Below are 26638 nucleotides of genomic sequence, written 5' to 3' on the forward strand. Positions count from 1 at the left end.
CGAAGATCGCCGATGCCCAACCGCGAGCTACACCACGTCGTGGGACACGACCGAACGAACCGGATGCCGGGGACCTTGCTTCGCACGCAATTGCCCGCCCAGGTCATTCAGGGAAGCTTGCGGCCGCTCCGATGGGATACGGTGTCCGACTTACGGACGCGAAATGCGGTATTGACCAAAGTGGCTACGGAACCCGGCGTATCGATGCAGATGTTGAAGTCGATGAAACCGCCTGTCCGTGTCGAACGCAGCGGACCGTTTTCCAACTGGTATCTTTATAAAACCATCTTCAGATTTGCCACAGACGGCACGTTAGCTGAGTCAAGGAGTGGTCCTAGCTCGACTGAGGATTTTAACTTGCTCACCAGCAGTCGTGGGGTTTCATCGTTCAATTTTATGTCGGCTTCGCATTTCTATGCGTTTTCGTTCTCAAACACGCTATACTCATTATCCGCCGAAGACTTGGGTATTTACACGATCGAGTTTCCAGAAATAGAAAACTCTACTTTATTTTGTAGATTAAATCGCAGAGGAAAACGGTAATGGCCAAAAAGATCGTTTATAATTTAACTCCTCGGCGCCAGCCGTAACAATCTGCCGCCCGAACCCTTTTCACCGTCCTCCAGCAGCCAGATCGATCCGTCGGGTGCCTGCGCCACGTCGCGGATACGCGTTCCCATCGACCATTGATCCGCCGCGCGGGCGGTCGCGCCATCGAGGGTCACGCGGATCAGCGATTCGTCGGACAGCGCCGCGATGAACAGCGATCCGCGATACGCCGGGAACATGCTGCCCGAATAATGGATCATCCCGCCCGGCGAGATCGAAGGGTTCCACCACAGGGCCGGTGCCGCGAGATCGGGGCGGCTGGGGTGATCGGGGATCGGCCGGCCGCTGTAATTGTCGCCGTTCGAGACGATCGGCCAGCCATAGTTGCGGCCGGGTTCGATCAGGTTAAGCTCGTCGCCGCCGCGCGGCCCCATCTCCTCCTCCCACAACCGACCGTCGGGCGTGAAGACGAGGCCGTAGGGATTGCGGTGGCCGCTGGTCCAGGTCTGCGCGCGGACCCCGCCCGCCTTGTAACCGGGGTTGCCCGGCCACGCCTTGCCGTCGAGCGTCAGGTGCAGGATCTTGCCCAGTGCCTGTTCGGGGTCCTGCGCCGGGCTGAACCGCTGACGCTCGCCCGAGGTCAGGAACAACGACTGGCCGTCGGGAGCGAAGGTTATCCTTGCGCCGAACTGGCCACCGGGGCCATAAGAGCCGGCGCGCCAGAGGACCGTCGGGTTATTCAGCAACATCGGATGATGGGTCTCGCCGAGCGGGCAATCCGCAACCTTTCCGACATGGCAACCCGCAGTCCAGACGCCCAGGTTTGCACGAGCGAGGACGAGTTGGCTACCGACCTGTGCCGGTTCGGAATAGCTGAGATAAATCGTGCCATCGGCGGCAACCGCCACGTCGAGCAGTCCGCCCTGTCCTCCGGCCGCCACCGCCGGTACGCCGGCTACATCACTCACGGCACCATCGGGATAGCGGACTTTAAGCGCGCCCCCTTTTTCCGTGACCAACAGATAGCCCGCTGGCAAGAACGCCATCGCGAATGGCTCGTCGAACTGGCCGATCGTCTGCACCGCGAAAGGCGGCTTCGTCTGCGGCCGGTTGGCGCGGCCGGTCGTCGCCGGGACGTTCCTGATATTCGTCGTCGGCGCGTTCTGCGGCACCGGCTGGTCCGCGCCCGCGGGCTGCGGCCCTTGCGGACCTTGCATCGCCGAACTTTTCGGGTCGGGCTGCTGCGCGCTGCACGCCGTTCCGATCATCAGGGTGGCGAGCAGGGCATGGCGGATCATGGCGTGTCTTTCGGCGATGGACGTGCCCTGATAACGTCCCGTTGCCCCGCCGGTTGCCTGCTTGCAGACGGAGACGGCCCGACGTATAGCGCCTGTGCTTACTCGACATCGTCATTGGTGAAGAGGCTGCGGGGTTCCCCTCCGCGGCGGCAAAGACCCGTACCCGATTCGCTAGGTTCCTGCTTGACCGACATCGCCGCCCTCACCCGACTGATCGAACCCGAGGCGACCGCGCTCGGGCTGGCGATCGTCCGCGTGAAGATGACCGGCGGGAAGTCGGACCCGACGTTGCAGGTGATGGCGGAGCATCCCGAGACCCGCCAGCTGATGATCGAGGATTGCGCCGCCTTGTCGCGCCGCATCTCCGACATGTTCGACGCGCTGGAGGCGGACGGCCGCGACCCGATCGACGGAGCGTATCGGCTCGAGGTCAGTTCGCCCGGTATCGACCGGCCGCTGACCCGGCTGGCGGACTATACCGACTGGGCGGGGCACGAGGCGCGCCTCCACCTCGCCGAGCCGATCGACGGGCGCAGGCAGCTGACCGGCGACCTGATCGGCGCGGAGGGCGACCAGGTGTCGATCGACGTTCGCGGACACGGCCCGATGACGGTCGGCTTCGGCCGGATCGAGGCTGCGAAGCTGATGATGACCGACCGGCTGATCGCGGCGACCCGGCCGCTGTCCGCCGAAGGGGCCGACGAATTCGAGGACGACGAGATGTCCGAAGAAGACAGCGTGAAAGAAGGACAGGAATAATGGCCACCGCCGTCACCGCCAACCGTGCGGAACTGATCGCGATCGCGAATTCGGTCGCATCGGAAAAGATGATCGACAAGGGCATCGTCATCGAGGCGATGGAGGACGCGATCCAGCGCGCCGCCCGCTCGCGCTACGGTGCGGAGAACGACATCCGCGCGAAGCTCGATCCAACCACCGGCGATCTGCGGCTGTGGCGCGTGGTCGAAGTCGTCGAGGGCGTCGACGATTATTTCAAGCAGGTGTCGGTCAAGGACGCGCAGAAGCTGCAGGACGGCGCGGTCGTCGGCGATTACATCGTCGATCCGCTGCCCCCGATCGAGTTCGGCCGGATCGCCGCGCAAGCCGCCAAGCAGGTGATCTTCCAGAAGGTCCGCGATGCCGAGCGCGAGCGTCAGTTCGAGGAATACAAGGACCGGGCGGGCGAGATCATCACCGGCGTCGTCAAGCGCGTCGAGTTCGGCCATGTCGTCGTCGACCTGGGCCGCGCCGAGGGCGTCATCCGCCGCGACGCGCAGATTCCGCGCGAAGTGGTGCGAGTCAACGACCGGATCCGTTCGCTGATCCTGAAGGTCGTGCGCGAGAATCGCGGGCCACAGATTTTCCTCAGCCGCGCGCATCCCGATTTCATGAAGAAGCTGTTCGCGCAGGAAGTGCCCGAAATCTATGACGGCATCATAGAGATCAAGGCGGCCGCGCGCGATCCCGGCAGCCGCGCGAAGATCGGCGTCATCAGCCACGATTCGTCGATCGACCCCGTCGGTGCGTGCGTCGGCATGAAGGGCAGCCGCGTCCAGGCCGTCGTCCAGGAAATGCAGGGGGAGAAGATCGACATCATCCCCTGGTCCCCCGACACCGCGACCTTCGTCGTCAACGCGCTCCAGCCCGCCTCCGTATCGCGCGTCGTGATCGACGAGGAAGAGGACCGGATCGAGGTCGTCGTCCCCGACGACCAGCTTTCACTCGCGATCGGTCGCCGCGGCCAGAATGTCCGTCTCGCCAGCCAGTTGACCGGCAAGGCGATCGATATCCTGACCGAGGCCGACGCGTCCGAGAAGCGCCAGAAGGAATTCGTCGAGCGTTCGGCGATGTTCGAGAAGGAGCTCGACGTCGACGAGACGCTGGCGCAATTGCTGGTTGCCGAGGGCTTCAGCGCGCTGGAAGAAGTCGCTTATGTCGAGGTCGAGGAGATCGCCTCGATCGAGGGGTTCGACGAAGACCTCGCCGCCGAGCTGCAGAGCCGCGCGACCGAGGCCCTGGAACGCCGCGACGCCGCCAGCAAGGAAGAGCGTACCGCGCTCGGCGTCGAGGACGATCTGGCCGCGATCCCGTATCTGACCGAGGCGATGCTGGTGACGCTCGGCAAGGCGGGAATCAAGACGCTCGACGACCTCGCCGATCTCGCGACCGACGAACTGGTCGAGAAGAAGCGAGTCGAACCGCGCCGCCGCAACGACGACGCGCCCAAGCGGCCCGAGCCCAAGGGCGGCATCCTGTCCGAATACGGCCTGACCGACGGGCAGGGCAACGAGATCATCATGGCCGCACGCGCCCATTGGTTCGAGGACGAACCGGCTGCCGCCTCATCGGGGGGTGAAGACGCCTGATGCCGTTCGTGTCGATCCGCATCTCGGGCACCGCCAGCAAGGACCAGAAAGCGGGGATCGTGGCCGACGTCACGTCCTCGCTGGTATCCCGCCTCGGCAAGAACCCGGCCGCGGTTCAGATCGTGATCGAAGAGGTATCGACCGAAAGCTACGGCGCAGGCGGCCTGCTGATCGCCGACCGCGACGCGAAACCCGTTGCGCAGGAGGACGCACATGCGGAATCCTCGCAATGAGGCGCTGAGGTCCAACCTCCGTCCGTCACCCCGGCCTTGCGCCGGGGTCCATCGGGCCGCGAATCAATCGGCCAAAGAATGCGCGGCACCATGGACCCCGGCGCAAGGCCGGGGTGACGAATCATATCAGCGGCGGCAACCCCAGGGTCGGCCCGAGATCATTCCACGCCGGATTGCGCTCCTCGATCAACCCGATCTTCCAGTCGCGCCGCCACTTCTTGATCCGCTTTTCGGTCGCAATGGCCGCGTCCATCAGGTCGGCAACGTCGTACCAGACCAGCCGCTTCACCCCGTAACGCTTGGTGAAACCGTCGAACGTCCCGTCGCGGTGCTGCATCACGCGGCCGATGAGGTTCGAGGTCACGCCGACATACAACGTCCCGTAAAAGCCGCTGGCCATCATATAGACGCACGGTTGTCGCTCTCTCGTTCGTTGGAGTTTGCCGCCCGATGGACCCCGGCTCAAGCCCGGCATGACGGAAGGGGGTCTACCCATGACTGACCCCATCCGCTCCTGCATCCTGACGCGCGACCGCGACGTGCGCGATCACCTGATCCGACTCGCGGTCTCCCCCAGGGGTCTCGTGCTGCCCGATATCCGCGCCAAGGCCCCCGGACGCGGGGCATGGATCGGAGTTACGCGCAGCGAACTGGAAACCGCGATCGCCAAGAAGAAATTGCGCAGCGCGATGGCGCGGGCGTTCAAGGACGCGGCGATCACGATCCCCGACGATTTGCCGCAGATGATCGCCGTCGCACTCGAACGTAATGCGCTCGACCGGCTCGGGCTGGAAGCGAAGACGGGCACGCTGATGACAGGCTCCGAACGGATCGAAACCGCGGCACGCAGCGGCAAGCTGCATGCGCTCTACCACGCCTCGGATGCCGGTACCGACGGCAACCGCAAGCTGGATCAGGCGTGGCGAGTCGGATCGGACCGCGAAGGCAGCGACGTCCGGGGCTTGGCACTGCCTGTCGACCGCACCATATTGGGGTTGGCGCTGGGCCGCGGAAATGTGGTACATATTGGCCTGACCGACCGCGCTGCGGCGAAGCGGGTGAGCGATGCGCTCGACCGCTGGCTGCATTTCGTCGGCCCCGATCTTTCCCCGGTACCTTGCGAAACGGCCTCGCAAGGGCCATCGGCGTCCGGACTTTCCGGCGACCTGCCGGCCATGACGACACGCGAGGAATTTGAGTGAGCGACACCGACAACGAGAAGCCGAAGCTCGGCATGCGCACGCCTCTGGGCGTCAAGCGCACGGTCGAAACCGGCAAGGTGAAGCAGAGCTTCAGCCATGGCCGTTCGAACACGGTCGTGGTCGAAGTGAAGCGCCGCCGCGTGCTCGGCCCGGGCGGCGCAGCGCCCGAAGCCCAGGTTCAGGAGGGACCCCGGATCGAGGCCGCGACCCCCGTGCCGGTCGCGACCGCGCCACAGCCCGCCCAGCCTCGCGCGCCGGTCAGCAACCTGTCAGCGCAGGAACGCCAGGCGCTGCTGCTGCGCGAAGCCGAAGACCAGCGCATGCACACGCTCGAAGATGCGCGCCGCCGCGAGGAGAGCGATCGCCAGCGCGTGGCCGAGGACGAACGGCTTCGTATCGAAGAGAACCGGCGAGTCCAGATGGATCCGCCCGCTGCACCCGAGCCGGTTGCCGTGCCCGAGCCCGCCGCGGTCGAAGCCGCTGCGCCGTCCGAAGTCACGCCCCGCCACGAGCCCGAGGTCGCGAAAGCCGCACCTGCGCCGAAGACATCCGAGCCGGTTGCCGCACCTGCGCCGATGACGTCGCTCGAGCCCGATCCGTCGATGCCCGCACCCCGGCGCTTCTCGCCGGTCGCGCGGCCCGAACGGCCTTCGCCGCCACCACCACCCCCCGCCGCAGCGGCAAAGCCGACTGCGACGGGGGCCGCAGCCGCGGCATCGACTGCCGGACGTGCGCTGCCTGCCGGCACCGCGACCCCGCGCAACGCCCTGCCCGGTCGTCCGCAACTGCGCGACCGCAAGGGTGACGACCGCCGCCAGTCGGGCAAGCTGACCGTCAACCGCGCGCTCGGCGACGGTGACGGCGCGCGTGCCCGCAGCCTCGCCGCGCTGAAGCGTGCGCGCGAGAAGGAACGTCGCGGCATCGGTGGCCCGCGCGAGGCGCAGGCCAAGCAGGTCCGCGATGTCGCCGTCCCCGACGCGATCACCGTCCAGGAACTCGCGATCCGCATGGCGGAAAAGGGCGCGGATCTGGTCAAGGCGTTGTTCAAGATGGGCATGCCGGTGACGCTGACCCAGACGATCGACCAGGACACGGCCGAACTGCTGGTGACCGAATTCGGCCACAACATCACCCGCGTCAGCGACAGCGACGCCGATCTGGCGATCGACACGATCGAGGAAGAGGACGGCGATCTCCAGCCGCGTCCCCCCGTCGTCACGATCATGGGGCATGTCGACCACGGCAAGACGTCGCTGCTCGACGCGCTGCGCGGCACAGACGTCGCCCGCGGCGAAGCGGGCGGGATCACGCAGCATATCGGTGCGTATCAGGTGACCCTGAAGGACAAGTCGAAGGTCACCTTCCTCGACACGCCGGGCCATGAGGCGTTCACGCAGATGCGCGCGCGCGGCGCCGACGTGACCGACATCGTAGTGCTGGTCGTCGCCGCCGACGACGGTCTGATGCCGCAGACGGTGGAGGCGATCGCGCATACCAAGGCGGCGGGCGTCCCGATGATAGTCGCGATCAACAAGGTCGACAAGGAAGGCGCCAATCCGCAAAAGGTGCGCGAGCGCCTGCTGAGCGAGGAGATCGTCGTCGAGGACATGGGCGGCGACGTCCAGGACGTCGAGGTTTCCGCGCTGAAGAAGACCGGGCTGGACGAGCTGATCGAGAAGATCCAGCTCCAGGCCGAACTGCTCGAACTACGCGCCAACCCCGATCGCCCGGCCGAGGGCACTGTGATCGAGGCGAAGCTCGACAAGGGTCGCGGCCCGGTCGCGACGGTGCTCGTCAACCGCGGCACGCTGAAGGTCGGCGACATCTTCGTCATCGGCGCGGAAAGCGGCAAGGTCCGCGCGCTGGTCGACGACAAGGGCAAGCAGGTCAAGGAAGCCGGTCCGGCGATGCCGGTCGAGGTCCTGGGCCTGTCCGGTGTTCCGTCGGCGGGCGATCCGCTGCAGGTCGTCGAGAACGAGGCGCGGGCGCGCGAAGTCGCGGAATACCGCCGCGGCGTCCTGACCGACAAGCGGACCACATCGGCTCCGGCCAGCCTGGAATCGATGTTCTCCGCGCTGAAGGAAAAGCAGGCGATCGAATATCCGCTGGTCGTGAAGGCGGACACGCAAGGCACGGTCGAGGCGATCGTCGGCGCGATCAACAAGATCTCGACCGACCTCATCAAGGCGCGCGTGCTGCATTCGGGCGTCGGCGGCATCACCGAAAGCGATGTCACGCTGGCGGGTGCCAGCGGCGCGCCCATCATCGGCTTCAACGTCCGCCCCAACGCCAAGGCGCGCGAGATCGCCGAGCGCCAGAAGGTCGCGTTCAAATATTACGACGTGATCTATGACCTGGTCGACGAGATCAGGGCGGGCATGGCGGGCGAACTCGGGCCGGAAGCGTTCGAGACGGTCGTCGGCCGCGCCGAAATCCGCGAGGTGTTCTCCGCGGGAAAGCACGGCCGCGCGGCAGGTCTGCTGGTCACCGAAGGCGTCATCCGCAAGGCGCTCAAGGCCCGCATCACGCGCAACGACGTCATCATCTACCAGGGCGAAATCGCCTCGCTCCGGCGGTTCAAGGACGACGTGCCGGAGGTTCGCGCCGGGCTGGAATGCGGTGTCACGTTCACGCAGAATTTCACCGACATCAAGGCGGGCGATTTCCTCGAGACGTTCGAGGTCGAGATGCGCGAACGGACGCTATAGTCAGCAAACCCCGGGTGTCCCCACGGTCAAACATCCTGCTATCCCTAAATCCGGCCGCAACGTTGCGGCCGGAAAGGAGGTAATAGGATGGATACCCAAACTGTCGTGGTTCTGGTCCTTGGCGTCGCTACGTTTGTCGTTGCGCTGATAGGACTGACGGTCAAGCTCATCGAGCTGGGCCGGAAGTAAAGCCAGTGCGGGGCTCGGTGCTGGAACACCGGGCCCCAAAACGATTTGAGCCCGGGTGCTGGAACACCCGGGCTCAGGAGGCGAAGTAAGATACTTCGACTGTCATGGTTATCATCACATAGCATAACGGGCGAAAAAGACAAGATGGCGCGACCCGCCGACATCCCCGAAAAATCCGTGCGCACGCTGCGCGTCGGCGAGCAGGTCCGTCACGTCCTGTCCGCGATCCTGCAACGCGGCGACGTGCATGACGATACGCTCGACAAGCACATGGTCTCGGTCACCGAAGTGCGCATGTCGCCCGACCTGCGCCACGCGACGGTGTTCGTGAAGCCGCTGCTCGGCCGCGACGAGGCGGACGTGCTGAAGGCGCTGCGCACCAACACCGCCTATCTCCAGCGCGAGGTCGCGCAGGCGGTGAAGACCAAATATGCCGCCAAGCTGAAGTTCCTGGCGGACGAGAGCTTCGACGAGGGCACCCATATCGACACGCTCCTGCGCGCGCCGCAGGTGGCGCAGGATCTGGGCGAAGATTGACCGGGACGCGCGTCCGACGCATCTTGTCGCAATGGGAATCGAGATCACCATATCGCCCGAGGGCCAGATCGTCCTTCCTGAAGACATTCGTGACGCGCTGGGTCTGAAGGCCGGCGAGCGGTTGAGCCTCGAACGCGTCGGCAACCGGTTGATTCTCGACGTGCCGGAACAACCATCGCACGAGAGCATCAGCTATGAAGAGTTTCGTCGCCGCGTACCGAAATACGAGGGTCGGCCTGTGGCGGTCGAGGATATGACGATCGACGGGGATTATTTCGCAAAACATTACGGCGAATTCGACGACGACAAATGATCGCCGTCGATACGAATATCGTTCTTCGGTTGATCCTCGGCGACGAACCCCGGCAGATCGAAGCCATCAGGCTTCTTATGCAACGCCAGCGGCTATTCGTTTCGTTGACCGTGTTGCTGGAGACCGGCTGGGTACTCGAAAGTCGCTATCGCATGCCGCGTTCGCAGGTCGTCGCCTCGCTCGACGGGGTTACGGCGCTGGACGGCGTTGCGATCGCCCGCCCCTTGCTCGTGCGATGGGCGATCGACCGCTATGGTGCGGGCGGCGACTGGGCGGACATGATCCACATCGTTTCGGCCGCGAAAACGGATGGCTTCGCCACCCTCGACCGCGCGGTTCGACGCAAGACGGGGGCTGCGTGCCCGATCCCGGTCGAAACGCTCGCCTGATGGCCAAGCTGTATTTCTATTACGCGTCGATGAATGCGGGGAAGTCGACCAACCTGCTGCAGGCGGCGTTCAACTATGCCGAGCGGGGAATGGCGACGATGTTGTTCACCGCGAGCATCGACGATCGGTTCGCGGCGGGCACGATCACTTCGCGGATCGGACTGACCGCACCCGCAACGCCGTTCGACGCGCAGACCGACCTAGCCGCGTGCGTGCATGCGCGGCAGTCGCAGGGGCCGCTCGCCTGCGTCATGGTGGACGAGGCGCAGTTCCTGACCGCAGCCCAGGTCGATCAGCTTGCGCGGTTGTGCGATGCGGACGGTATTCCGGTGCTCGCCTACGGCCTGCGCACCGATTTTCGCGGCGACCTGTTCGCGGGTTCGGCGCGGTTGCTGGCGATCGCGGACAGTCTGGTCGAGATCAAGTCGGTCTGCACCTGCGGGCGCAAGGCGACGATGAACCTGCGCGTCGATGCGCAGGGGCGACCGATCGCGGAAGGCGCGCAGACGGCGATCGGTGGTAACGAAAGCTATGTCGCGCTGTGCCGGCGGCACTTCTCAGAAGCCCTTCGCCGGCGGCATTTCGTCGAAGCGCTGGGCTAGGGCCGTAAGGTGCATGGCTGGATCATCCTCGACAAGCCGCTGGGGCTTGGCTCGACACAGGGCGTGTCCGCGGTGAAGCGGGCGCTGCGCGATGGCGGCTATGGCAAGTTCAAGGTGGGCCATGGGGGCACGCTCGATCCGCTGGCGACGGGGGTGCTGCCGATCGCGATCGGCGAGGCTACGAAGCTCGCCGGGCGGATGCTCGACAGCGACAAGGTGTATGATTTCACGATTTCGTTCGGGGTGCAGACGGATACGCTGGACGCGGAAGGGGTGCCGGTAGCGACGTCCGATGTGCGACCGACTGTTGGCGCGGTGGAGGCGGTGTTGGCGCAGTTCACCGGGCCGATCGCGCAGGTGCCGCCGGCCTATTCCGCGCTGAAGGTGGATGGCGCGCGGGCGTACGACCTCGCGCGGGCGGGCGAGGATGTGGTGCTGGCGAGCCGGGATGTGACGGTCTACGCCCTTCAATCCTCTCCGGCACGGGGGGTGGGACCAGCGCAGCTGGTGGAGGGGGCGGGCCGCGAGCGGTGCATATGTGGTACGCCCCCTCCACCATCGGCTTCGCCGAAGGTCCCCCTCCCCGCGAGCGGGGAGGAATTGAGTGACATCACCCTCACCGCGCACGTCTCCAAGGGCACCTATATCCGCTCCCTCGCCCGCGACATCGCCATCGCGCTCGGCACCGTCGGCCATGTCACCTATCTGCGCCGCACGAAGGCCGGGCCGTTCGACCTCTCCCAGGCGATATCGCTGGACATTCTGGGCGAAGCCGGTATTGCGCGCGCACTTGAACGCTATCTCCTGCCGTTGAGGGCGGGGCTGGACGACATCCCGGCTCTACCCCTCACCCCCGCCCAGGCAGGAGCGCTCCGACAGGGGCGCGTGCTGGACGGGATCGCCAACGAAGACGGCCGATATCTCGCGTGCGCGGACGATGTTCCGGTCGCGCTGGTGGAGGTCCGGGACGGCAACGTCCACGTCGTTCGCGGCTTCAATATTGAACCGATGTCGAAGGAAACCACATGACGATCACCGCAGAACGCCGCCAGGAAGTCATCAAGGAACATGGCCGCGCCGAAGGCGACACCGGTTCCCCCGAAGTCCAGGTCGCGATCCTGACCGAGCGGATCAAGAATCTGACCGGCCATTTCAAGGGCCACGCGAAGGACAACCACTCCCGCCGCGGCCTTTTGATGATGGTCAACAAGCGCCGGTCGCTGCTGGACTATCTCCGTCACAAGGACGGCCAGCGCTACCTCGATCTCATCGCGAAGCTCGGGCTTCGCAAGTGACGCAAACGTTCGGCCCGCTTCGGCGGGCCGTTTACGTTTTGCGTCATCCCCGCGCAGGCGGGGATCCATCGCGCCGCATGGGCTGATGGAGAGATGGACCCCGGCCTTCGCCGAGGTGACGGGGTGGGAACAATCCGGTTCCTTCTCCACGGAGCGACGAAACCGCTCCAAACCGCCGCGGGCCGGCTTAGCCCGCAACAGAGGCCCCGCACGCATTGGGCGTCGCGGAGTGAAGGAAAAAACATGTTCGATACCAAGACCGTAAGCACCCAGTGGGGCAACCAGACGCTGACGCTCGAGACGGGCCGCGTCGCCCGCCAGGCGAACGGCGCCGTCCTCGCCACGCTGGGCGAGACCGTCGTGCTCTGCGCCGTCACCGCCGCGCGCACCGTGAAGGAGGGGCAGGATTTCTTCCCGCTCACCGTCCATTACCAGGAAAAATTCTCCGCCAGCGGCCGCATCCCCGGCGGCTTCTTCAAGCGTGAGCGCGGCGCGACCGAGAAGGAGACGCTGACCAGCCGTCTCATCGATCGCCCGCTGCGTCCGCTGTTCCCCGAAGGCTTCTACAACGAAGTCAACGTCATTGCCCAAGTGCTGAGCTATGACGGCGAGAACGAGCCGGACATCCTCGCGATGGTCGCCGCCTCCGCCGCGCTCACCATCTCGGGCGTGCCCTTCATGGGCCCGATCGGCGCCGCACGCGTCGGTTATGTCGATGGCGCGTACGTCCTGAACCCGACGCTGGAGCAGTCCAGGTCGGGCGACCTGGACCTCGTCGTCGCCGCCACCGGTGCCGCCGTCATGATGGTCGAATCCGAAGCCAGGGAGCTGTCCGAAGAGGTCATGCTCGGCGCGGTGCAGTTCGCGCACAAGGCATGCCGCGAGGCCGCCAACCTGATCATCGACCTCGCCGAGAAGGCCGCGAAGGATCCGTGGGAAATGGCCGAGCAGGCCGATCTCAGCGCCGCCAAGGCCAAGCTCAAGACGCTGATCGGCAAGGACATCGCCGCCGCCTACAAGGTGACGGACAAGTCCAGGCGGTCGGACCTGCTGAACCTCGCCCGCGCCAAGGGCAAGACGGCGTTCGCCGATGCCAGTCCGCAGGACCAGATGGCGGCGGGCAAGCTGATGAAGAAGCTGGAGGCGGAGATCGTCCGCGGCGCCATCCTGAAGGACGGCACCCGCATCGACGGCCGCACCACCACGCAGATCCGTCCGATCGAGGCGATGGTGCATTTCCTGCCGCGCGCACACGGTTCGGCGCTGTTCACCCGCGGCGAGACGCAGTCGATCTGCACCACCACGCTCGGCACGCGCGATGCGGAGCAGATGATCGACGGGCTGACCGGGCTGAGTTACGAAAACTTCATGCTGCACTACAACTTCCCGCCCTATTCGGTCGGTGAAGTCGGCCGCTTCGGTGCGCCGGGGCGTCGCGAAGTCGGCCATGGCAAGCTCGCCTGGCGCGCGCTGCACCCCGTGCTGCCGTCGAAGGACGAGTTCCCCTACACGATCCGCGTCCTGTCGGACATCACCGAGAGCAACGGCTCCTCGTCGATGGCCACCGTCTGCGGCGGGTCGCTGTCGATGATGGACGCAGGCGTGCCGCTGAAGCGACCGGTCTCGGGCATCGCGATGGGCCTGATCCTGGAGGTAGACTCTAAGGGCAATCGGGACTTCGCGGTCCTGTCCGACATCCTCGGCGACGAGGATCACCTCGGCGACATGGACTTCAAGGTGGCGGGCACGTCCGAGGGCATCACGACGATGCAGATGGACATCAAGATCGCCGGCATCACCGAGGAGATCATGGGCAAGGCGCTGGCGCAGGCCAGGGAAGGCCGCGCGCACATCCTGGGCGAAATGGCCAAGGCGCTGGACCACACCCGCGAGGAACTGTCCGCGCACGCGCCGCGGATCGAGACCTTCTCGATCGACAAGGCGAAGATCCGCGAAGTCATCGGCACCGGCGGCAAGGTGATCCGCGAGATCGTCGCGACCACGGGTGCCAAGGTCGACATCGACGACGAGGGCGTCATCAAGGTCTCGTCCTCCGATCCGGCGCAGATCGAAGCCGCGGTCAAGTGGATCAAGGGTCTGGTCGAGGAAGCGGAAGTCGGGAAGGTCTATGACGGCAAGGTCGTCAACATGGTCGATTTCGGCGCGTTCGTGAACTTCATGGGTGGCAAGGACGGCCTCGTCCACGTCTCCGAGATCCGGGGCGAGCGGGTCGAGAAGGTGTCGGACGTGTTGTCCGAGGGTCAAGAGGTGAAGGTCAAGGTCCTCGAGATCGATCCGCGCGGCAAGGTCCGCCTGTCGATGCGCGTCGTCGATCAGGAGACCGGTGCCGAGCTGGAGGACACGCGTCCTGCCCGCGAGCCCAGAAGCGATCGGGGCGAAGGCGGCGACCGTGGTCCGCGCGGCCCGCGTCGTGATGGCGACGGCGGGCGCGGCCCGCGCGGCGACGGCGGCGGCGGTGGTCGTGGCGGCGATCGCGGCGATCGTGGTCCGCGCCGTGACGGCGACGGCGGCCGCGGCCCGCGGCGTGACGGCGGCGGAGACCGTGGTCCGCGTCCGGAGCGTTCGGGCGGCAACGACGCCAACGACGATCGGGGCCCCGCGCCGGAATTCGCGCCGGCGTTTCTGACGGGCGATCGCGACTGATCAAGCGAGCACCATTATCAGGTGACGAAGGGGTCCGGCAGCGATGCCGGGCCCCTTCGTGTGCGTCCCGGCGTCGGGCCGATAGCCGTGCCTAGCCGACCTTGCGACCGGCACGAAGCGATGCCACGCTCGGGTCATGACGATCACGATCACGGCGTTCGACCGCTCACCTGATGGCGGCAAGGGGTTGGCACGCGATACGCGCGTTCGCTGGGCGCTCGAGGAAGCCGGTCAGGCTTATGACGTCCGCCTCGTCCCGTTCGAGGCAATGAAGGAACCCGCGCACCTGGCGCTCCATCCCTTCGGGCAAATCCCGACCTACGAGGACGGCGATCTCCGTCTGTTCGAGACCGGCGCCATCGTCCTTCATATCGCCGAGCGCCACGCAGGTCTGCTACCGGAGGACGCGAACGCCAGGGCGCGCGCGATCGCATGGATGTTCGCCGCGGTCAGCACGGTGGAGCCACCGATCCTCGAGATGGTCGTCGCCAGGTTCCTGGAGGGCGACAGACCATGGACCGCCCGGCGCAAGCCGCTCATCGCTGCGCGTATTGACGAACGGCTTGGCCAGCTTTCCCGTCGTCTGGGCGACGCCGACTGGCTGGACGGCGCGTTCAGCGCGGGCGATCTGATGATGGTGTCGGTGCTGCTCCGGCTGAGGATGTCGGGCATGTTGGAGGCCCATCCCATTCTCGGCGACTATGTCGCACGCGGCGAAGCGCGACCGGCCTATCGGCGCGCATTCGACGCCCAGCTGGCCGTCAATACCCGGTAGCGCTCGACCCGATCGCCACGCCGACGCCTGGCCCCGCCAGCCGGGCGACGGCGCGGCCGATGAAGCCAGCGCCGACGATGCCGATCTTCATCGCCTAATCCCGAAACCCCGGATCGATCCGGTCGAGCTTCCTGAGCAACGCCGGCCACGCCAGCCGTTCCGCCACCATCCCCATCCCCTTCGGATTGGACTGGTGGGCGACCTTCGCCTCCACCCCCTGGTGCGGATCGTTCAGATTCTCGCGGCCCGCGGACAGCATCAGCACCTGCGCCTCGCAGGCGCGCTCCAGGAAATACAACCGGACGAAACATGCGCCGACGCTGTCGCCGACCGCGAGCGTGCCATGATTGCGCAGGATCATCGCATGCTTGTCGCCCATGTCCGCGACCAGCCGCTCGCGCTCGTCCAGGTCGGTCGCGACGCCTTCATAGTCGTGGTAGGCGATGTCGTGCCCGGCGATCATCGATGTCTGGGTGTGCGGCAGCAGGCCGAACGCCATCGCCGACACCGCCTGGCCGTGCGGCGTGTGGAGATGCATCACCGCAGCCGCGTCCTCGCGCGCCATGTGCAGTGCGGAATGGATCGTAAAGCCCGCCGGGTTCACCGGATGCTTCGTCGCCCCCACCGGATTGCCCTCGACATCGATCTTGACGAGGCTCGATGCGGTGATCTCCTCGAACATCATGTCGTACGGGTTGATCAGGAAATGGTGTTCCGGCCCCGGCACCCGTGCCGACAGATGCGTGAAGATCAGGTCGTCCCAGCCGTACAGCGCGACCAGCCGGTACGCGGCGGCCAGATCGACCCGCGCCTCCCATTCGCCCGGCGCCATGACGTTGCGATCGGCCTGGACGGTTGCGAGCGTGGCCATGCGACTCTCCTGATGGTCTTGCCTCCATGTATGCTCCTGCGCAGGTAGCGACAATGGCGACGCCCTTGGCAACCAGCCCGTCCGCCCGTACCAGCCCGTAATGATCCGCCCCCCACGCTCCGATACCCGCCCGTTCGTCGAGCGTTTTCCGCTCGACACGCTGGCATGGCCGGTTCGGCTCGGCTGGACGATCATCGTTATCACGGTGATGTTCATGGTCCGGTCGGTCGCGGATCGCTGGCTGGGCGACAGCTTCCCGTTCATCAGTTTCCTGCCCGCGGTCTTCCTCAGCGCTTTCCTGTTCGGCCCGCGCATGGGGGCCATCGCGACCGCGATCGGCGGGTTGCTGGCATGGTATTGGTTCATCCCGCCGCGCCACCTGTTCGTCGCCACGCCGACGGCGGTGACCGGGCTGCTGCTGTTCGTGATGACCGCCGGGATCCCGGTCCTTCTCGTTTACTGGATGCAGACCGCCAATCGCGCATTGACGGTCGAGCGCGAGACGAGCGAGCGGCTGGCGGCGACGCGCGAACTGCTGTTCCGCGAGCTTCAGCACCGGGTGTCGAACAATCTGCAAGTCGTCGCAGGGCTGCTCGCGCTGCAGAAACGCCGCGTCCACGACATCGATGCGCGCGCGGCGCTGGACGAATCGGCGCGGCGGCTGACGGTGATCGGCCGGATCAGCCGTCAGCTTTACGATCCCTCGGGGGAAAGCCGGGACCTGGCAGGGTTTCTGGAACGACTGGCCGAGGACGTCATCGACGCGAGCGGGCGCGGTGACCTGATCTGTGCCGTGTCCTGCGATGGCGGCATGACGCTCGCCCCGGACCATGCGGTGCCGCTGGCGCTGATCGTCGCGGAGGCGGTGGCGAACGCGATCGAACACGGCCTGTCAGACCGCACCGGGCGGATCGATATCGTCGTCGCGCGAAGCGATACGCAGATGCTGTCGATCGAGGTGCGCGACGATGGCGGCACCCTCCCCGTCGATTTCAAGCTGGCGGGGCAGGAAAGCCTTGGCCTGTCGATCGCGACGATGCTGGCGCGGCAAATCGGCGGCATCTTCACGCTGCACGGCGGCAAGACGACGGTCGCGCGGCTGTCCCTGCCGGAGAAAGCGAGTGCCGCGATGGTGTCGCGATAAGGCGCCGCCGCCTTTCGCTCGCCATAATGGTGCGGCATTACATCATCATGCTGACCAGGCGATCCCGATATGCGATGCGCGCGATGCTGTTCCTGGCGGATGCGCCGGCGGGCGGCGGACCGATCGCGACGACCCGAATCGCCGTCGCCGCCAACGTGCCGCGCAAGTTCCTGGAAATGATCCTGGCCGATCTGCGCGATGCCGGGCTGGTCCACAGCCACCGCGGCAAGGCCGGCGGCTATTGCCTGTCGCGCCCGACGCATCTGATCTCGCTCGGCGAGGTGATCCGCGTGATCGAGGGGCCGCTGGCGCTGGTCCCCTGCGTCAGCCGCACCGCTTATCGCCGCTGTACCGATTGCACCGACGAAGGGTCCTGCGCGATCCGCCACGCGATGATGCGCGTGCGTGACGAGACCGCACGGATATTGGACGGCACCAGCCTGGCGGATGCGACGGCGCAGGATTTGGTCGCGGCTTAATCCTTCTCCCTCCGGGAGAAAGGTGGCGCGCAGCGCCGGATGAGGGCGACCACTTCGCGCGCTTGTCGCCCTCACCCTTCGCCGAGCTGCGCTCGGCTCCCTCCCTCTTCCAAAGGGAGAGGGAGGAGATACCTACCCCCGCACCCGCAATGCGTCCCGTATCTCGCGCAGCAGCGTGACGTCGGCGGGCTCGGCCGCCACCTTTACCTCCGGCTTCGGCATCAGCTTGTTCACCGCGCGGATCAGCAGGAAGATGATGAAGGCGACGATGACGAAATTCACCGCGGCGGTGACGAACGCGCCGTAGCCGAGGAGCGATACCCCCGCCTTCTTCAGCGCGGCGTAATCGGTCGATCCCGCCAATGCCGGCGGTATCTTTCCCAGCACCAGGAAATAGCTGGAAAAATCGAGTCCGCCGAGGATCTTTCCGATGACCGGCATGATGATATCGTCGGTCAACGAGGAAACGATCTTGCCGAACGCCCCGCCGATGATGACCGCGACGGCCAGATCGAGCACGTTGCCGCGCATGATGAACGTCCGGAATTCCTGAAACATCACACGGCCCCCCGCCACGTCGTCCGCGAACGCTGCGAGGCTAGCCAACGATTTCGGTTTCGCCAAGCCGCCGGGTGTCCTATATGACTAGGACAGACCTTGGAGAACGAACCCCCATGCTTCGCCCCGCAATCGCCCTTCCGCTAGGTCTCATGCTCGCCGGCTGCGGGCTCAATGCGATCCCGACCGCGGAGGAAACCGCCAAGGCGCGCTGGGCGGATGTCCAGAATGATTATCAGCGCCGCGCCGATCTGATCCCCAATCTGGTGTCCACGGTGAAGGCCGCCGGCGCGCAGGAGAAAAGCATCCTGGTCGAGGTGACGCAGGCGCGCGCGTCGGCGAACGCGGTGCATCTGTCGGGCGACGATCTGAAGGATCCGGCCAAGGTCGCGGCGTTCAGTCAGGTGCAGGGCCGGGTCGGCGTGACGCTGCAGCGGCTGCAGGAGGCGTATCCCGAGCTGAAAAGCCAGGGCAATTACACGACGCTGATGAGCCAGCTCGAGGGAACCGAGAACCGGATCACCGTCGCGCGCAAGGATTACAACGACGCGGTGCAATCGTACAACACGACGATCCGCACCTTCCCCGACGCGATCGGTGCGAAGATCTTCTACGGCGCGAAGCCGATGGTGCCGTTCGCCGCGACGACACCGGACGCGCAGGTCGCGCCGACGGTGAATTTCGGCAACGCGAACTGATCGCCATGCGCACCGCTGCCCTGGTGCGTCACGCGGTGGCGCTGATCGTCGCGGCGCTGGCGTTCGTGACGCTGCCGGTCGCGGCGCAGACCTTCCCCAAATTCACCGGGCTGGTCGTCGATGCCGCGAACGTGCTGCCGGAGGCGACGAAGGCGGACCTGACCGCGAAGCTGCAGGCGCTGCAGAAGGATACGCACCGGCAGCTGGTCGTCGCGACGATTCCCGACATGCAGGGCTATCCGCTCGAAGATTACGGCTACAAGCTGGGGCGGGCCTGGGGCATCGGGTTGAAGGGCGCGGACAACGGCGCGATCCTCTTCATTGCGCCGAACGAGCCCGCCGGCCAGCGCGGACCGCGGATCGAGGTCGGCTACGGGCTGGAGCCGATCCTGACCGATGCGCTGTCGAGCGTCATCATCAACCAGCAGATGATACCCAAGCTCGTCGCCAAGGACGTGCCCGGTGCGATGGAAGCAGGAACGGACGCGATCATCGGCCAACTTCGCGCTTCGCCCGACGAGGCGAAGGCGAAGACCGATGCCGCGATCGCGCAGTTCGACAAGGCGCATCGGCGGACCCGCGACAGTGGCGGCAGTGGCGGGATCGGGCTGATCTTCTGGCTGATCATCATGGGCGTGTTCGTCGCGTCGCGATTCAGGCGGGGTGGCCAGGGGTCGCGTTTCGGCGGCAGCGTCCTGCCCATATTCCTGTGGAGCGCGCTCGGTAGCGGCGGCGGTGGCGGATCGTCCTGGAGCGGGGGCGGCGGCTCCTCCGGCGGTAGCGACGGCAGCTGGGGCGGCGGCGGCTTCACCGGCGGCGGCGGCGGATCGTTCGGCGGCGGCGGGGCGTCCGGGGGGTGGTGAGCCTGACCGAAGCCGATCGCTCGGCGGTCGCGGCCGCTGTCACCGCGGCGGAGACGACGACCGATGCGGAGATCGTTCCGATCGTCGCAGCGCAGTCGGACGCCTATCACGACGCCGCGGTCCACTGGATCACGATCGCACTGTTCCTGATCGTCGCGGTGACGGCGTTCGTGCCGCGGCCGTTCCTGTGGCTGCTCGACCGGGCCTATGGCGGCTGGGGCGATGACTGGTCGATGGGCGTCCTGTTCAGCGGCTTGCTGATATTGCTGGCGGTTGCCTATCTCGTTCTACACTATGCGACGAAGCCGCTGGCGATCCGGATGGCGCTGACGCCCGGCGCGACCAGGACCCGGCGGGTGCGGGCGCGCGCGGTCCTGCTGTTCCGCACCGCGATCGAGGCGCGGACGGCGACGCGGACGGGCGTGCTCCTCTATGTCTCGCTTGCAGAGCGCCGCGCGGAGATCGTGACCGATGCCGCGGTGCTGGCCAGGCTTCCCGCGACCGCCTGGGGCGAGGCGATGCATGCGCTGGTCGATGCGCTGAAGGACGGGCGCACCGCGGACGCGGTGGTCGCCGCGATCGGGCGCATCGGTGCCGTGCTGGCCGAGTATTTTCCCTATACCGGCACCGATCCCAACGAATTGCCCGACCGGCTGATCGAATTGTGAGCGAGACGGTCTGGGCCGGCCGCTTCATCGCGGTCGAGACGGAGGGTAATTGGGAATACGCCGTCCGCCCGCGGGGCATCGCGGCGGCCGTGATCCTGGCGATCGACGATGGTTCCGCCGGCGACGCCGGGAACCGGCACGTTCTGCTGGTCGAGCAGTATCGCGTACCGATCGCTCGACGCTGCCTCGAACTGCCGGCGGGTCTGGTGGGCGACGAGACCGCGGGCGAGGCGATCGGGACCGCCGCCGCGCGCGAACTGGAGGAGGAGACCGGCTACCGGGCGGACCGCATCGAATCGCTCGGGCTGTTCTGTTCTTCGCCGGGGATGACGTCGGAGGCGTTCACCCTGATCCGTGCGACCGGGCTGACCAGGGTTGCGGCCGGCGGCGGGGTGGACGGGGAGGACATCGCTGTCCACCGCGTGCCGCTGGCGGCTATCGGGACGTTCGTGGCGGAACGCCGAGCGGCTGGCGTCGCCGTAGATGCGAAGGTGCTGCTGCTGCTGGCGGGCGGGATCGTCTGACCAGCTTGGAACCCTGGGCTCCTGCGTTCGCAGGAGCACGAGCGAGCCCTATTTGAAATTATCCGCATAGGCCTGCAGCTTCAGCGTCTTCTCCGGCGCCGGCACGACACTGAACGCCAGCCCTTCCCGCTCGCAATAAGCGATCGCCGCCTCGCAGGTCGGGAAGCGCAGCCGCAGCTGGTCGCGCGTATCGCCGCTGCCGGCCCAGCCGGTCAGCGGATCGGGGCGTTTCGCTTCGGCGGGTGCGAATTCGAGCTGCCAGCGGTCGGTCAGCGCCTTGCCGGACGACATGGAATTCTTGGGGCGCTGGAAGATCCGGGCTGTGGGCATGTCCCCCCTTACCCCGATCCGCGCGCGCGTGCATCCGCATTTTTGGTCCGAAGCGTCGCCGATGCGGAGGCGGGATCGTCGGGCCAGGGATGCCGCGGATAGCGCCCGCGCATCTCCTTCGCGACCGCCCCCCAACTGCCCGCCCAGAAGCCCGGCAGGTCGCGCGTCGTCTGGATCGGGCGGCCCGCGGGGGATGTCAGCGACAGGACCAGCGGCGTCCGCGCCTCGCCCACCACCGGGTGCGCGGCGAGCCCGAACAGCGCCTGCACGCGGAGTTCGACCTGCGGGCCCCCTTCCGCGCCATAGTTGATGGCGTGGCGGCTCCCCGCGGGGCTGGTGAAGTCCGCCGGGGCAAGTCGGTCGATCCGGCGCATCGCGTCCCAGCCGACAAGGGCACGCAACGCCTCCGCCAGCGCGCCGTTCGGGATCGCCGACAACCGACGCTTCCCCGCGACCAGCGCGGGCAGCCATTCGTCGAGCCGATCGAGCAGGCTCGCATCGTCCAGCGCAATGCCCGCAAACGCCGCCCGCGTCCGGAGCGTCGCCGCCCCCTCGTCCCACGGCAGCAGCGCAAGTCCGTGCGCCCGCGCCCCCTCGACCAGCGCCGCCGCCATCGCCGCGCGATCCGCGGTGGGGTCCGGGCCCGAGGACAACCGGATCGCGCCCAGCCTACGTTCGCGCAATGCCTCGACCGCGCCGGTCGCGGGATCGAAGGCGAGCGTGCGCATGGTTTCGATGCGATCGGCAAACAGCGCCTCGACGCTCTCCTCGCCGATCACCGCCGCGCCGAGGATCCGTGCGCCCGACGCGCTGCCCGAGATGTCCGCGACCGCGAGCCAGGTCGCGCTGGCCAGGACGGATGTCGGGTCGAGCCGGAACCCGCGCCCGCCGACCGACGCCCACGCCTCGCCGCTGCCGTCGCGGCGACGGGCGAGGCGATCGGGGAAAGCGAGCGCGATGGCGGTCGCGATTTCTTCCCTCCCGCAAGCGGGAGGAGGAGAAGAATCCTTCCCGCTCGCAAGGCCAGCCCACCGCGCGGCCAGCCCCCTCGCCGCAACCGCCTTGGCCCCCCGCTCCCCCCGCCAGCGCCGTGCCCGCGCCTCAAGATCGACATCCGTCCCGCCCAGCCCGCGCTCGCCTAGCAGCACCGCGACCTCCGCCGCGACGCGCGCCAGCCCCATCTCCCCCGCACGCACCAGCATGTGCGCGATCCGCGGCGGCATCGGCAGCCTGGCGATGGCGCGGCCGTGCGCGGTCGGCCGCCCGTCGCCATCCATCGCTCCCAATACCGCCAGCCGCGCCCGTGCCTCCGCCACCGCGGCTGCCGGCGGCGGATCGAGCCACGCGAGATCGCGCGGATCACCGACGCCCCACAAGGCCGCGGCAAGCACCAGTCCCGACAGGTCCGCCTCCAAGATCTCGGGCGGATCGAAGCGCGGCAGGCCGGCGGTCGCCGCTTCCTCCCACAATCGATATGCCACCCCCGGCCCCTGCCGCGCCGCGCGCCCGGCGCGCTGGATCACCGCGGCCTGCGAGGCGCGTTCGGTCACCAGCCGCGTCATGCCCGCCGCCCGGTCGTAGCGCGGACGACGCGCGAGGCCGGAGTCGATGACGATGCGGATGCCAGCCAGCGTCAGGCTGGTTTCCGCGATGCTCGTCGCCAACACGACCTTGCGCTGCGCCTCGGGCGCGATCGCAGCGCGTTGGGCGGCGGGGTCGAGACTGCCGTGGAGCCGGTGCAGCACCACCCCCTCGGGCAGGGTCAGCCGCTCCGCCGTCCGCTCGATCTCCGCGACGCCGGGCAGGAAGGCGAGCACCCCGCCCTCGCCCTCCGCCAGCGCGCGGCGGATCGTAGCCGCCATATCGTCCTCGATCCGCCCCGCCCCGCGCCCGACATGGACGAGTGTCAGCGGATGGCTGCGCCCCTCGCTCTCGATCACGGGTGCCCAAGAGTCGTTGGGGCCCATCAGCGCCGCGAAGCGCGACCCGTCGAGCGTCGCCGACATCGCGACCAGCCGCAGGTCGGGCCGAAGCGCGGCTTGCGCATCCAGCGCCATCGCCAGCCCGAAATCGCCGTCGAGGCTTCGTTCGTGCACCTCGTCGAACAGCACCGCCGACACCCCCGCCAGTTCCGGGTCCGCCTGGATCCGCGCGACGAAGATTCCCTCCGTCACCACCGTAATCCGCGTTGCCGCCGATCGCTTGCTGTCCAGCCGCGTCGCATAGCCGATGTTGCGCCCCACCGGCTCCCCCGCTTGCGCCGCCATCCGTTCGGCCGCGGCGCGTGCGGCGAGGCGGCGGGGGGAAAGGAGCAGTATCTCGCCATCGCACCAGGGTTGCGCCAGCAGCGCAGGCGCGACGGCGGTCGTCTTGCCCGCCCCCGGCGGCGCGACCAGCACCGCGTTCGATCCCGCTCGCAGCGCCGCCAGCAGGTCGGGCAGCACCGCATGGATCGGCAGGTCGCTCACTCCTTCGCCCGTGCGAGCAATGCCTCCGCCTCGGCCAGATGCAACCGCTCGACCATCGCCCCTCCATGCCGGATCGCACCCTTCCCCGCCGCCTCGGGCTGCGCGAAGGCCGCGACGATCGCCTGCGCCGCCGCGATCTCCTCCGCCGATGGACGGAACGCGGCGAGGCAGGCGTCGATCTGGCCGGGGTGGATCAGCGTCTTCCCGTCGAACCCGAACCGCACGGCTTGGGCGCATTCCGCGGCGAGCCCGTCCGCATCGTCGATCGCGTTCCATACGCCGTCGAGCGTGAAGCGGCCGTGCGCGCGCGCCGCCGCGACGGTGGCGGCGAGGAACCCCTGCATCGGCAAGCGGTCGCCGCCTGGCCGCATCCGCAATTCCCTGGCGAGGTCGTTGGTCCCCATCACCAGCGCCGCCAACCCCGGCACCGCGGCGATCGCATCCAGTCGCAGCACCGCGCCCGCGGTCTCCACCATCGCCCAGACCGGTACCGCGCCCGCGCGTTCGACATAGGCCGCGACATCGGCGGCGTCGGAGACCTTCGGCACCAGGATCGCATCCGGCTTCGCCGCCGCAAGCGCCGCCAGATCGTCCGCGCCCCATTCGGTATCAAGACCGTTCGCTCGCACCACCAGTTCGCGCGTCCCGAACCCGCCCTCGCGGATAGCCGCCACCGCCGCCACCCGCGCGTCCGTCTTCTGGTCGGGCGCGACCGCATCCTCCAGGTCGAGGATCACCACATCCGCCGCCAGCGTCCGCGCCTTCGCGATTGCGCGCGGACTGGAAGCGGGGAGGTAAAGGGCGGCGCGGCGGAGGCGGGTCATGGGCATTTCAGTCGCATAACAGTCCGTCACCCCGGCCTTGCGCCGGGGTCCATCGTGCCGCGCGCCCCAAGCCATCGATCATGCCGCGCCATGGATGCCGGAACAAGTCCGGCATGACGGATGAGAGTGCACCGTATTGAACCTCACCCCTCCCGATCCCGCCGCCCCAGCAACCGCAGCCGCAGCGCGTTCAGCTTGATGAACCCCGCTGCATCGCGCTGGTCGTACGCGCCCTGGTCGTCCTCGAACGTCACGACCTTTTCCGAATACAGCGAGTTCGGCGACTGCCGCCCGACGACATACACCCCGCCCTTGTACAGCTTCAACCGGACGGTCCCCGACACCTTCTCCTGGCTGTGGTCGATCGCCGCCTGCAGCATCTCGCGCTCGGGCGAGAACCAGAAGCCGTTGTAGATCAGCTCGGCATAACGCGGCGCGAGTTCGTCCTTCAGATGCGCCGCACCGCGGTCGAGCGTCAGCTGCTCGATGCCGCGGTGCGCCAAGTGATAGATCGTGCCGCCCGGCGTCTCGTACATCCCGCGCGACTTCATGCCGACGAAGCGGTTCTCGACCAGGTCGAGCCGCCCGATGCCGTGCGTGCGCCCCAATTCGTTGAGCTTGGTCAGCAGCGTCGCGGGCGACATCGCCTCGCCATTCACCGCGACCCCGTCGCCGCGCTCGAAATCGATGGTGATGAATTCGGGCGTGTCGGGCGCGTCCTCCGGGTTGACGGTGCGCGAATAGACATAGTCGGGCACCTCGTCCCACGGATTCTCCAGCACCTTCCCCTCGGACGAGGTGTGCAGCAGGTTCGCATCGGTCGAAAACGGGCTCTCCCCGCGCTTGTCCTTGCTGACCGGGATCTGGTGCTGTTCGGCGAATTCGATGAGGCGTGTGCGGCTGGTCAGGTCCCATTCCCGCCACGGCGCGATCACCCTGATGTCGGGGGCGAGCGCGTAATAGCCCAGTTCGAACCGGACCTGGTCGTTGCCCTTGCCCGTCGCGCCATGGCTGACCGCATCCGCGCCGACCATCCGCGCGATCTCGATCTGCCGCTTGGCGATCAACGGCCGCGCGATCGAAGTGCCGAGCAGGTACAGCCCCTCGTACAGCGCGTTCGATCGCATCATCGGGAAGACGTAATCGCGCACGAACTCCTCGCGCAGATCGTCGATGAAGATGTGTTCGGGCTTCACCCCCATCATCACCGCCTTGGCGCGGGCCGGCTCCAGCTCCTCGCCCTGGCCCAGGTCCGCGGTGAAGGTCACGACCTCGCATTGATATTCCTGCTGCAGCCATTTCAGGATGACGCTGGTGTCCAGGCCGCCCGAATAGGCCAGCACCACACGTTTGATTTCATCGCTCAACGGGATCGTCCTCGGCTGTCGTCAGGGTTGCCGCGCCGATATGCTCTCCGACGCGGCCGCGCAACCGTGCGCCGTTCATCCGCGATACAAGCGCATGCCGCCAGTGCCCGCCGACTTTCGATGGAGCCTCGCATGATCCGCCTCACACTCGCCGTCATGCTTGCCGGCGTCGCTCTTCCCGTCGCGGCGCAGGACACCCGCGCCTCGGCGTCCGCGAAATACGATCTGGAATTCGCCGCGACCGACACCAACCACGACGGCGTCCTGACCCGCGCGGAAGTCCAGGCGCGGATCGCAAAGATGCGGGCGGGGGGTAGCCGGATCGATCCCGTCCATTCCAAGCGACTGGCGGATTTATGGTTCGACCATGCCGACGCCAACAATGACGGCAAGGTCACCCGCGACGAGGGCCAGGCGCTGCTGGCAAGACGTTCGACCTGTACGACCGGAACCACGACGGCAAGATCGATGCCGACGAACGCGCCGCAGCGAACGGGGCGGTCAGGGGGAAGTAATATTTACCCGCGCAGCTTCCGCTCCGCTTCCGTCATATAATCCCGCGTCACCGGCAGCGCCGTCCGGCTGCGCGAGAATTGCAGCTGGTAGTTGCACAGACTCCCGTTGCGGAACGCCGCCGCCGCGCCCGCCAGATAGAAGATCCACATCCGGTAGAACCGGTCGTCGTACATCGCGACGATTTCCTCCTTCGCCGCCACGGTGCGTG

At 67.1% G+C, this 26638-nt stretch carries 29 protein-coding genes and 1 pseudogene; 21 read left to right on the forward strand and 9 right to left on the reverse strand.

What is annotated here, in order from left to right; genetic code table 11:
• A partial coding sequence (locus ACFE7D_RS07580; protein WP_375394823.1) for a hypothetical protein occupies nt 1-543 on the forward strand: 543 nt, incomplete at its 5' end.
• 23 nt (nt 544-566) lie between these two features.
• On the opposite strand, the gene ACFE7D_RS07585 is transcribed toward ACFE7D_RS07580, so the two are convergent.
• Complete coding sequence (locus tag ACFE7D_RS07585) at nt 567-1847, reverse strand: PQQ-dependent sugar dehydrogenase (protein ID WP_375394824.1); 1281 nt, start codon at nt 1845-1847, stop codon at nt 567-569.
• Between the two features lie 183 nt (nt 1848-2030).
• Here ACFE7D_RS07585 and rimP point away from each other — a divergent pair, with 183 nt between their 5' ends.
• From rimP to ACFE7D_RS07600, 3 genes are read left to right on the forward strand one after another with little or no spacing between them, the layout of a single operon-like run.
• Nucleotides 2031-2606 (forward strand): ribosome maturation protein RimP, encoded by a 576-nt coding sequence (gene rimP, locus ACFE7D_RS07590; RefSeq protein WP_375394825.1) that lies wholly within the window; start codon nt 2031-2033, stop codon nt 2604-2606.
• Nucleotides 2606-4213: a transcription termination factor NusA gene (gene nusA / locus ACFE7D_RS07595; RefSeq protein ID WP_375394826.1), complete on the forward strand. Its 1608-nt coding sequence runs from the start codon at nt 2606-2608 to the stop codon at nt 4211-4213. The genes rimP and nusA overlap by 1 nt, the downstream gene beginning before the upstream one ends.
• Complete coding sequence (locus ACFE7D_RS07600) at nt 4213-4446, forward strand: 4-oxalocrotonate tautomerase family protein (RefSeq protein ID WP_375394827.1); 234 nt, start codon at nt 4213-4215, stop codon at nt 4444-4446. The genes nusA and ACFE7D_RS07600 overlap by 1 nt, the downstream gene beginning before the upstream one ends.
• A gap of 121 nt (nt 4447-4567) precedes the next feature.
• Here the strand turns inward: ACFE7D_RS07600 and ACFE7D_RS07605 are convergent, their stop codons facing one another.
• Nucleotides 4568-4849, reverse strand: coding sequence for a GIY-YIG nuclease family protein (locus ACFE7D_RS07605; protein ID WP_375394828.1), 282 nt, complete (start codon nt 4847-4849; stop codon nt 4568-4570).
• A 91-nt stretch (nt 4850-4940) separates the two neighbouring features.
• On the opposite strand from ACFE7D_RS07605, the gene ACFE7D_RS07610 reads away from it, so the two are divergent.
• The 10 genes from ACFE7D_RS07610 to ACFE7D_RS07655 all read left to right on the forward strand — a co-directional run bounded on the left by ACFE7D_RS07610 (nt 4941) and on the right by ACFE7D_RS07655 (nt 15120).
• Nucleotides 4941-5648 carry a DUF448 domain-containing protein gene (locus ACFE7D_RS07610; RefSeq protein WP_375394829.1) on the forward strand — a complete coding sequence of 236 codons (708 nt, stop codon included), beginning with the start codon at nt 4941-4943 and terminating at the stop codon, nt 5646-5648.
• Nucleotides 5645-8356, forward strand: coding sequence for a translation initiation factor IF-2 (gene infB, locus ACFE7D_RS07615; protein WP_375394830.1), 2712 nt, complete (start codon nt 5645-5647; stop codon nt 8354-8356). Before ACFE7D_RS07610 ends, infB begins: the two co-directional genes overlap by 4 nt.
• 333 nt (nt 8357-8689) lie before the next feature.
• Entirely contained in the window at nt 8690-9082 is a 393-nt protein-coding gene (gene rbfA / locus ACFE7D_RS07620) for a 30S ribosome-binding factor RbfA (protein ID WP_375394831.1), read from the forward strand.
• Between the two features lie 31 nt (nt 9083-9113).
• Nucleotides 9114-9395 carry an AbrB/MazE/SpoVT family DNA-binding domain-containing protein gene (locus tag ACFE7D_RS07625; RefSeq protein ID WP_375394832.1) on the forward strand — a complete coding sequence of 94 codons (282 nt, stop codon included), beginning with the start codon at nt 9114-9116 and terminating at the stop codon, nt 9393-9395.
• Nucleotides 9392-9784: a type II toxin-antitoxin system VapC family toxin gene (locus tag ACFE7D_RS07630; protein WP_375394833.1), complete on the forward strand. Its 393-nt coding sequence runs from the start codon at nt 9392-9394 to the stop codon at nt 9782-9784. The genes ACFE7D_RS07625 and ACFE7D_RS07630 overlap by 4 nt, the downstream gene beginning before the upstream one ends.
• On the forward strand, nt 9784-10386 hold the full coding sequence (locus tag ACFE7D_RS07635) for a thymidine kinase (protein ID WP_375394834.1): 603 nt from the start codon (nt 9784-9786) through the stop codon (nt 10384-10386). The genes ACFE7D_RS07630 and ACFE7D_RS07635 overlap by 1 nt, the downstream gene beginning before the upstream one ends.
• A 9-nt stretch (nt 10387-10395) precedes the next feature.
• On the forward strand, nt 10396-11415 hold the full coding sequence (gene truB, locus ACFE7D_RS07640) for a tRNA pseudouridine(55) synthase TruB (RefSeq protein ID WP_375394835.1): 1020 nt from the start codon (nt 10396-10398) through the stop codon (nt 11413-11415).
• Nucleotides 11412-11681, forward strand: coding sequence for a 30S ribosomal protein S15 (rpsO, locus tag ACFE7D_RS07645; RefSeq protein WP_174286322.1), 270 nt, complete (start codon nt 11412-11414; stop codon nt 11679-11681). The genes truB and rpsO overlap by 4 nt, the downstream gene beginning before the upstream one ends.
• Nucleotides 11682-11924: 243 nt before the next feature.
• A complete protein-coding gene (gene pnp / locus ACFE7D_RS07650) occupies nt 11925-14345 on the forward strand; it encodes a polyribonucleotide nucleotidyltransferase (protein ID WP_375394836.1) in 2421 nt (806 codons plus the stop codon).
• A 136-nt stretch (nt 14346-14481) separates the two neighbouring features.
• Nucleotides 14482-15120, forward strand: a complete 639-nt coding sequence (locus tag ACFE7D_RS07655; RefSeq protein ID WP_375394837.1) for a glutathione S-transferase family protein — start codon at nt 14482-14484, stop codon at nt 15118-15120.
• 94 nt (nt 15121-15214) lie between these two features.
• Here ACFE7D_RS07655 and ACFE7D_RS07660 read toward each other — a convergent pair whose 3' ends face one another.
• Entirely contained in the window at nt 15215-15991 is a 777-nt protein-coding gene (locus tag ACFE7D_RS07660) for a class II aldolase/adducin family protein (protein WP_375394838.1), read from the reverse strand.
• A 100-nt stretch (nt 15992-16091) separates the two neighbouring features.
• Between ACFE7D_RS07660 and ACFE7D_RS07665 the strand changes: the two genes are divergently transcribed.
• Together ACFE7D_RS07665 and ACFE7D_RS07670 are read left to right on the forward strand one after the other, a co-directional pair.
• Nucleotides 16092-17135 (forward strand): sensor histidine kinase, encoded by a 1044-nt coding sequence (locus tag ACFE7D_RS07665; protein WP_375394839.1) that lies wholly within the window; start codon nt 16092-16094, stop codon nt 17133-17135.
• A gap of 47 nt (nt 17136-17182) precedes the next feature.
• Nucleotides 17183-17614 carry an RrF2 family transcriptional regulator gene (locus tag ACFE7D_RS07670; RefSeq protein ID WP_375394848.1) on the forward strand — a complete coding sequence of 144 codons (432 nt, stop codon included), beginning with the start codon at nt 17183-17185 and terminating at the stop codon, nt 17612-17614.
• A gap of 132 nt (nt 17615-17746) precedes the next feature.
• Here the strand turns inward: ACFE7D_RS07670 and mscL are convergent, their stop codons facing one another.
• Complete coding sequence (gene mscL, locus ACFE7D_RS07675) at nt 17747-18172, reverse strand: large conductance mechanosensitive channel protein MscL (protein ID WP_375394849.1); 426 nt, start codon at nt 18170-18172, stop codon at nt 17747-17749.
• 116 nt (nt 18173-18288) lie between these two features.
• Between mscL and ACFE7D_RS07680 the strand changes: the two genes are divergently transcribed.
• From ACFE7D_RS07680 to ACFE7D_RS07695, 4 genes are read left to right on the forward strand one after another with little or no spacing between them, the layout of a single operon-like run.
• Nucleotides 18289-18870 (forward strand): LemA family protein, encoded by a 582-nt coding sequence (locus ACFE7D_RS07680; protein WP_375394840.1) that lies wholly within the window; start codon nt 18289-18291, stop codon nt 18868-18870.
• A gap of 5 nt (nt 18871-18875) precedes the next feature.
• Nucleotides 18876-19733: a TPM domain-containing protein gene (locus ACFE7D_RS07685; protein WP_375394841.1), complete on the forward strand. Its 858-nt coding sequence runs from the start codon at nt 18876-18878 to the stop codon at nt 19731-19733.
• Nucleotides 19730-20401, forward strand: a complete 672-nt coding sequence (locus tag ACFE7D_RS07690; RefSeq protein WP_375394842.1) for a TPM domain-containing protein — start codon at nt 19730-19732, stop codon at nt 20399-20401. Before ACFE7D_RS07685 ends, ACFE7D_RS07690 begins: the two co-directional genes overlap by 4 nt.
• Nucleotides 20395-20925 (forward strand): NUDIX hydrolase, encoded by a 531-nt coding sequence (locus tag ACFE7D_RS07695; protein ID WP_375394850.1) that lies wholly within the window; start codon nt 20395-20397, stop codon nt 20923-20925. Before ACFE7D_RS07690 ends, ACFE7D_RS07695 begins: the two co-directional genes overlap by 7 nt.
• Before the next feature lie 48 nt (nt 20926-20973).
• Here ACFE7D_RS07695 and ACFE7D_RS07700 read toward each other — a convergent pair whose 3' ends face one another.
• From ACFE7D_RS07700 to ACFE7D_RS07715, 4 genes are all read right to left on the reverse strand, one after another.
• A complete protein-coding gene (locus ACFE7D_RS07700; RefSeq protein WP_375394843.1) occupies nt 20974-21255 on the reverse strand; it encodes an ETC complex I subunit in 282 nt (93 codons plus the stop codon).
• An 8-nt stretch (nt 21256-21263) separates the two neighbouring features.
• Complete coding sequence (hrpB, locus tag ACFE7D_RS07705; protein ID WP_375394844.1) at nt 21264-23723, reverse strand: ATP-dependent helicase HrpB; 2460 nt, start codon at nt 23721-23723, stop codon at nt 21264-21266.
• On the reverse strand, nt 23720-24547 hold the full coding sequence (locus ACFE7D_RS07710; RefSeq protein WP_375394845.1) for an HpcH/HpaI aldolase/citrate lyase family protein: 828 nt from the start codon (nt 24545-24547) through the stop codon (nt 23720-23722). The genes hrpB and ACFE7D_RS07710 overlap by 4 nt, the downstream gene beginning before the upstream one ends.
• Nucleotides 24548-24690: 143 nt before the next feature.
• Nucleotides 24691-25914 carry an argininosuccinate synthase gene (locus ACFE7D_RS07715; protein WP_375394846.1) on the reverse strand — a complete coding sequence of 408 codons (1224 nt, stop codon included), beginning with the start codon at nt 25912-25914 and terminating at the stop codon, nt 24691-24693.
• Nucleotides 25915-26046: 132 nt separating this feature from the next.
• Between ACFE7D_RS07715 and ACFE7D_RS07720 the strand changes: the two genes are divergently transcribed.
• On the forward strand, nt 26047-26469 hold the full coding sequence (locus tag ACFE7D_RS07720; protein WP_375394847.1) for a hypothetical protein: 423 nt from the start codon (nt 26047-26049) through the stop codon (nt 26467-26469).
• Here the strand turns inward: ACFE7D_RS07720 and ACFE7D_RS07725 are convergent.
• Nucleotides 26433-26638, reverse strand: a pseudogene (locus ACFE7D_RS07725) (SAM-dependent methyltransferase); the annotation flags it as partial. The gene ACFE7D_RS07720 and the pseudogene ACFE7D_RS07725 sit on opposite strands and share 37 nt — an antisense overlap.

Source organism: uncultured Sphingomonas sp. (assembly GCF_964244235.1).
Taxonomy (GTDB): domain Bacteria; phylum Pseudomonadota; class Alphaproteobacteria; order Sphingomonadales; family Sphingomonadaceae; genus Sphingomonas.